We start from the raw sequence: 4267 nt of genomic DNA on the forward strand, positions 1-4267 counted from the left end.
CTTGCGGCCGGGCACCGGGCGCCATCCACACATGCGCCGCGCGGCTGTGCCGCGTGCCGCTGTCGCGCCTTTCGTCATCCTCGCGGCGGCCGCCGGGCCGCGTCTGCAGGCGGCCGCGCATCTCCTCACGATGGTCGTCGCGGTCGCGCTTGCGGTTCTTCACGAACCCTTCGCGTGGTGCCGGCCGCTCGCTGATCTCCACGGCCGGGGCGGGCCGCCCCGCGCGCACCGGCTTGTTGGAAAACGGGGTGGCGATCGGCGCATCGAAATTGGCGCCCGCTTCAGTGATCAGCCGCTCGCCGAGCTGGTCGCGCAGCGTCCGCCCCTTGATCTCCTGAACCTCCCCTTCGGCCAGCGTGCCGAGCTGGAAGGGACCGTAGGAAAGCCGGATCAGGCGCGTGACATCGAGGCCGAGCGCGCCCAGAACGTTCTTCACCTCGCGGTTCTTGCCTTCGCGCAAGCCGACGGTCAGCCAGGCATTGGAGCCCTGCTCGCGGTCGAGCGTCGCTTCGATGGCGCCGTAGAAGACGCCGTCGACGGCGATGCCGTCCTTCAGGCCCTCAAGCGCTTCGGCATCCACCTTGCCGTGAACGCGCACGCGATAGCGGCGCAGCCAGCCCGTGGTGGGCAGTTCCAGCGTGCGCGCCAGGCCGCCGTCATTGGTCAGCACCAGGAGCCCTTCGGTGTTGATGTCGAGGCGGCCAACCGTGATCAGCCGCGGCAATCCCTCCGGCAGCACGTCGAACACCGTTCGGCGCCCCTCCGGGTCGCGGTTCGTGGTCACCACGCCCGCCGGCTTGTGGAACAGGAACAGGCGCGTGCGCTCCACCGCCGGCAGCGGCTTGCCGTCCACCTCGATCCGGTCCGAGGGGCCGACATTGAAGGCCGGCGAGGCGAGCACCTTGCCGTTGACGGTCACCCGTCCGGCCTCGATCATCGCCTCGGCATCGCGCCGCGAGGCGACGCCGACGCGCGCCATCCGCTTGGCGATGCGCTCGCCCTTGTCGTTCTGCCCGCTTTCGGCGGCGGCCGGTTTGCGCGGCGTGTCCTTGCGGGATGTCTTCTTCGGTCGGTCGCTGGTCATGATGGCCTTGTTTCCCGGGGCGGGGTGCCGTCTTTGCGAGGCACCGCAATCGCTCCAGTTCGTTCATACGCTGGACCCGGTGTTTCCACCCGGCTCAAAAATGCTGTAGAGGCGGCTATAGCATTTTGCAGTCAGATGGAATCACCTGACGTCCGCACAAATGCGAAAAGCAAAACGATAGAGCGTCCTTTGTGCGTCCGAGGGAAGCACGGCGCTCTAGGTATCAATTCGGATCGCCGGTTGCGAGCAAAAAAGATTGGTGAACCGCACGAAAGCGAAATACGGCTCCTTCATGGACGCGGCGCTCGAGGAGGCGCGGCAGGCGGCCGCGCGCGGCGAGGTGCCGGTCGGCGCCGTCGTCGTGCGTGACGGCGCCATCCTCGCCAGCGCCGGCAACCGCACCCGCGAGCGCAACGACCCGACCGCCCATGCCGAGATCGTGGCGATCCGCGAGGCCTGCGAAAGGCTCGGCTCCGAGCGGCTGCCCGATGCCGATCTCTACGTCACGCTGGAGCCCTGTGCCATGTGCGCCGGAGCCATCTCCTTCGCCCGCATCAGGCGTCTTTACTTCGGCGCCGAAGACGAAAAGGGCGGTGCGGTGACCAACGGCGCGCGCTTCTTCTCACTGCCGACATGCCACCATGCACCGGAGGTCTATGCCGGCATCGGCGAAAGCGATGCGGCGGATCTGCTCAAGGCATTCTTCCGCGCGCAGCGGTAAGCATCGGGAAAACGCGGCCTGTCCGCGACTGGGGGCCGTCAGGCCGGAAAGCAGCAGGAGGCCTCACGACCCCCAGGGGAAAAGACGGCGCAGATCGAAGCCGCCACCCTTCTTCTGGGCGGCGCGCTTGGCCTCGCGCTCCTTCTTCGCCTCATCCACGCCCAGCTCGCCCGTCGGCGCGCTTTCGGCCGGCTGGCGATAGGTGACCGGAGGCTCGCTGAGATAGCGCCGGGTGGTCGGGTTGAGCTGGTTCGCCTCGGCGCGGCGCTTCATCACCTCTTCGCGCTGGGCCTTCGCCTTGACCGGGTCGAGCGTGCCGTCCTGGGTGCGCGCGTTGACGCCGACGTCGCGCACGATCGAGGACCGGTAGAGCGGGTTGTCCTGATTTTCCGTCGCCTCGGCGCGAACGCGGGCAAGCCGCTGCTCGGGCGATTCGGGCCATGCCGGGTTGCCGGACGTCGCCACGTCCTCCTGCGGCGGGGGCAGCACCTCCGTCGAGGCCGGCATGACGATGCCAGCGCGCGGCTTGTACTCGATGCGCTCCTTGTTCTTCGGTCCGAGCGAGAGAACGCCGGTGACATCCTCGAGAAGCTGCTGGTCGGCCGGCTTGCCCGTGCCATAGGTTGGAGACCCCATGCAGCCGGACAGTAAGGCAGCGGACAAGGACAACGCGCCCGTTACAGCAAGCCTGTGCGCCGAACGCCGCGATGCGCTGGTTTCCATAAGTTTCACTGCCACCTCTCTCCAGGAACGGCAAGACCGTTGCGGCCGCACGTTCCCTGTAACGTCCCGTTGCTCGATTCCGCCGGGAAAGCCCGTTTCCCGCCGTGTCGCGCAGGAATCCGGCGACAACGTGGCATCCCCGACCTGGGCCTCACTGTCCTCACCCGGCGGCAGTTGTAGCGAAGGCGGAGGCGGGACGCAATCGGCGCCCCGCCCGCGCGGTCAAAGACGGCCGAGCGCCTGCAGCTCGCGCAGCGCCGCAGCATCGCGGGCCGAGACGTCCGGAAAGTCCGGATCGGAGCCCACATCGTCCGTGTAGCGCCAGGAGCGCGCGCATTTGCGGCCGCCGGCGCGGGCGAAGACCACGCCGACCCCGGGCACCTCTTCCAGCGCGAAGGCGCCGGCAGGCGCCGCTTCGCTGCGGATATCGATGCCGCTCGTGATGCAGATCTCGGCCATGTCGCGATCGGCGATCGCCGCCTGCAGCTCCGGATCGCTCACATAGACCACGGGAGCCGCCTCCAGCGAGGAGCCGATGGTCTTTTCCTTGCGCTCTATCTCCAGCGCGCCGGTGACGACGCGGCGCACCTGGCGGACCTTGCGCCACTTCTCGGCCAGTGCAGGATCGCGCCATTCGGCTGGCACGGCCGGAAACTGCGCCAGGTGCACCGAGCGGGCCTGCGGATATCGCTCCAGCCACGCCTCTTCGGTGGTGAAGGGCAGCATCGGCGCCAGCCAGGTCACCAGGCAGTCGAACAGCGTGCGCACCACCTGCAGCGAAGCCTTGCGGCGCAGGCTCGACGGTGCGTCGCAATAGAGCGCGTCCTTGCGCACGTCGAAATAGAAGGCGGAGAGCTCCACGACCATGAAATCGAGCGCCGAGCGCGCGATGCGCTTGAAGTCGAAATTGTCGTAGCCCTTGCGCACCACCTCGTCGAGCTCGGCCAGGCGGTGAAGCATCAGCCGCTCCAGTTCCGGCATATCGGAGAGCGGCACGTCCTCGCCCGGGTCGTGGGCCAGCGTGCCGAGCATCCAGCGGATGGTGTTGCGGAGCTTGCGATAGGCGTCGATGTTGGTCTGGATGACGTTCTGGCCGAGCCGCTGGTCTTCCCAGTAGTCGGTGGTCATGACCCACAGGCGCAGGATGTCGGCACCCGATTTGGCCATCACGTCCTGCGGCACGACCGTGTTGCCGAGCGACTTCGACATCTTGCGGCCGTCCTCGTCCATGGTGAAGCCATGGGTGATGACCGTGTCGTAGGGCGCCCGGCCGCGCGTGCCGCAGCTTTCCAGAAGCGAGGAATGGAACCAGCCGCGATGCTGGTCGGAGCCTTCCAGATAGACGTCGGCGGGCCATTTCAGGTCCGGGCGGTCCTCCAGCGTGAAGGTGTGCGAGGAGCCGGAATCGAACCAGACGTCGAGGATGTCCATCACCTGCGCCCAGGGCTCGTTGGCCTTCTCGCCGAGGAAGCGCGCCCGCGCGCCCTCGGCGAACCAGGCGTCCGCCCCTTCCGCCTCGAAGGCATCGAGGATGCGCCGGTTGACCGCCTCGTCCTTCAGGACGTTGCCGTCCTCGTCAACGAAGACGCAGATCGGCACGCCCCAGGCCCTCTGCCTGGACAAAACCCAGTCGGGCCGGTCCTCGATCATGGCGCGCAGGCGCGCCTGGCCGGTGGCCGGCACGAAGCGCGTGTCGTCGATGGCCTTGAGCGCGCGCGAGCGCAGGGTGTCGGGCACCC

Annotated in this window: 4 protein-coding genes; 1 reads left to right on the plus strand and 3 read right to left on the minus strand. The window is 68.0% G+C overall.

Going from position 1 to position 4267, the window contains the following annotated elements; genetic code table 11:
* A partial coding sequence (locus tag NUU27_RS25010) for a pseudouridine synthase (protein ID WP_257765003.1) occupies positions 1 to 1084 on the minus strand: 1084 nt, incomplete at its 3' end.
* A gap of 292 nt (positions 1085 to 1376) precedes the next feature.
* Here NUU27_RS25010 and NUU27_RS25015 point away from each other — a divergent pair.
* Positions 1377 to 1805: a nucleoside deaminase gene (locus NUU27_RS25015; protein WP_257765005.1), complete on the plus strand. Its 429-nt coding sequence runs from the start codon at positions 1377 to 1379 to the stop codon at positions 1803 to 1805.
* A 63-nt stretch (positions 1806 to 1868) separates the two neighbouring features.
* Here NUU27_RS25015 and NUU27_RS25020 read toward each other — a convergent pair whose 3' ends face one another.
* Entirely contained in the window at positions 1869 to 2528 is a 660-nt protein-coding gene (locus NUU27_RS25020) for a hypothetical protein (protein WP_257765006.1), read from the minus strand.
* Between the two features lie 222 nt (positions 2529 to 2750).
* Positions 2751 to 4267: class I tRNA ligase family protein (locus NUU27_RS25025; protein WP_257765004.1), on the minus strand; the 1517-nt coding region annotated here is incomplete at its 5' end.

This window comes from Nitratireductor sp. ZSWI3 (assembly GCF_024655565.1).
Taxonomy (GTDB): Bacteria; Pseudomonadota; Alphaproteobacteria; order Rhizobiales; family Rhizobiaceae; genus Nitratireductor.

Excerpts from the sequence above, each read along its gene's own strand:
- NUU27_RS25015 (WP_257765005.1), top strand. The coding sequence starts at position 1,377 with ATGGACGCGGCGCTCGAGGAGGCGCGGCAGGCGGCCGCGCGCGGCGAG.
- NUU27_RS25020 (WP_257765006.1), bottom strand. The coding sequence starts at position 2,528 with ATGGAAACCAGCGCATCGCGGCGTTCGGCGCACAGGCTTGCTGTAACG.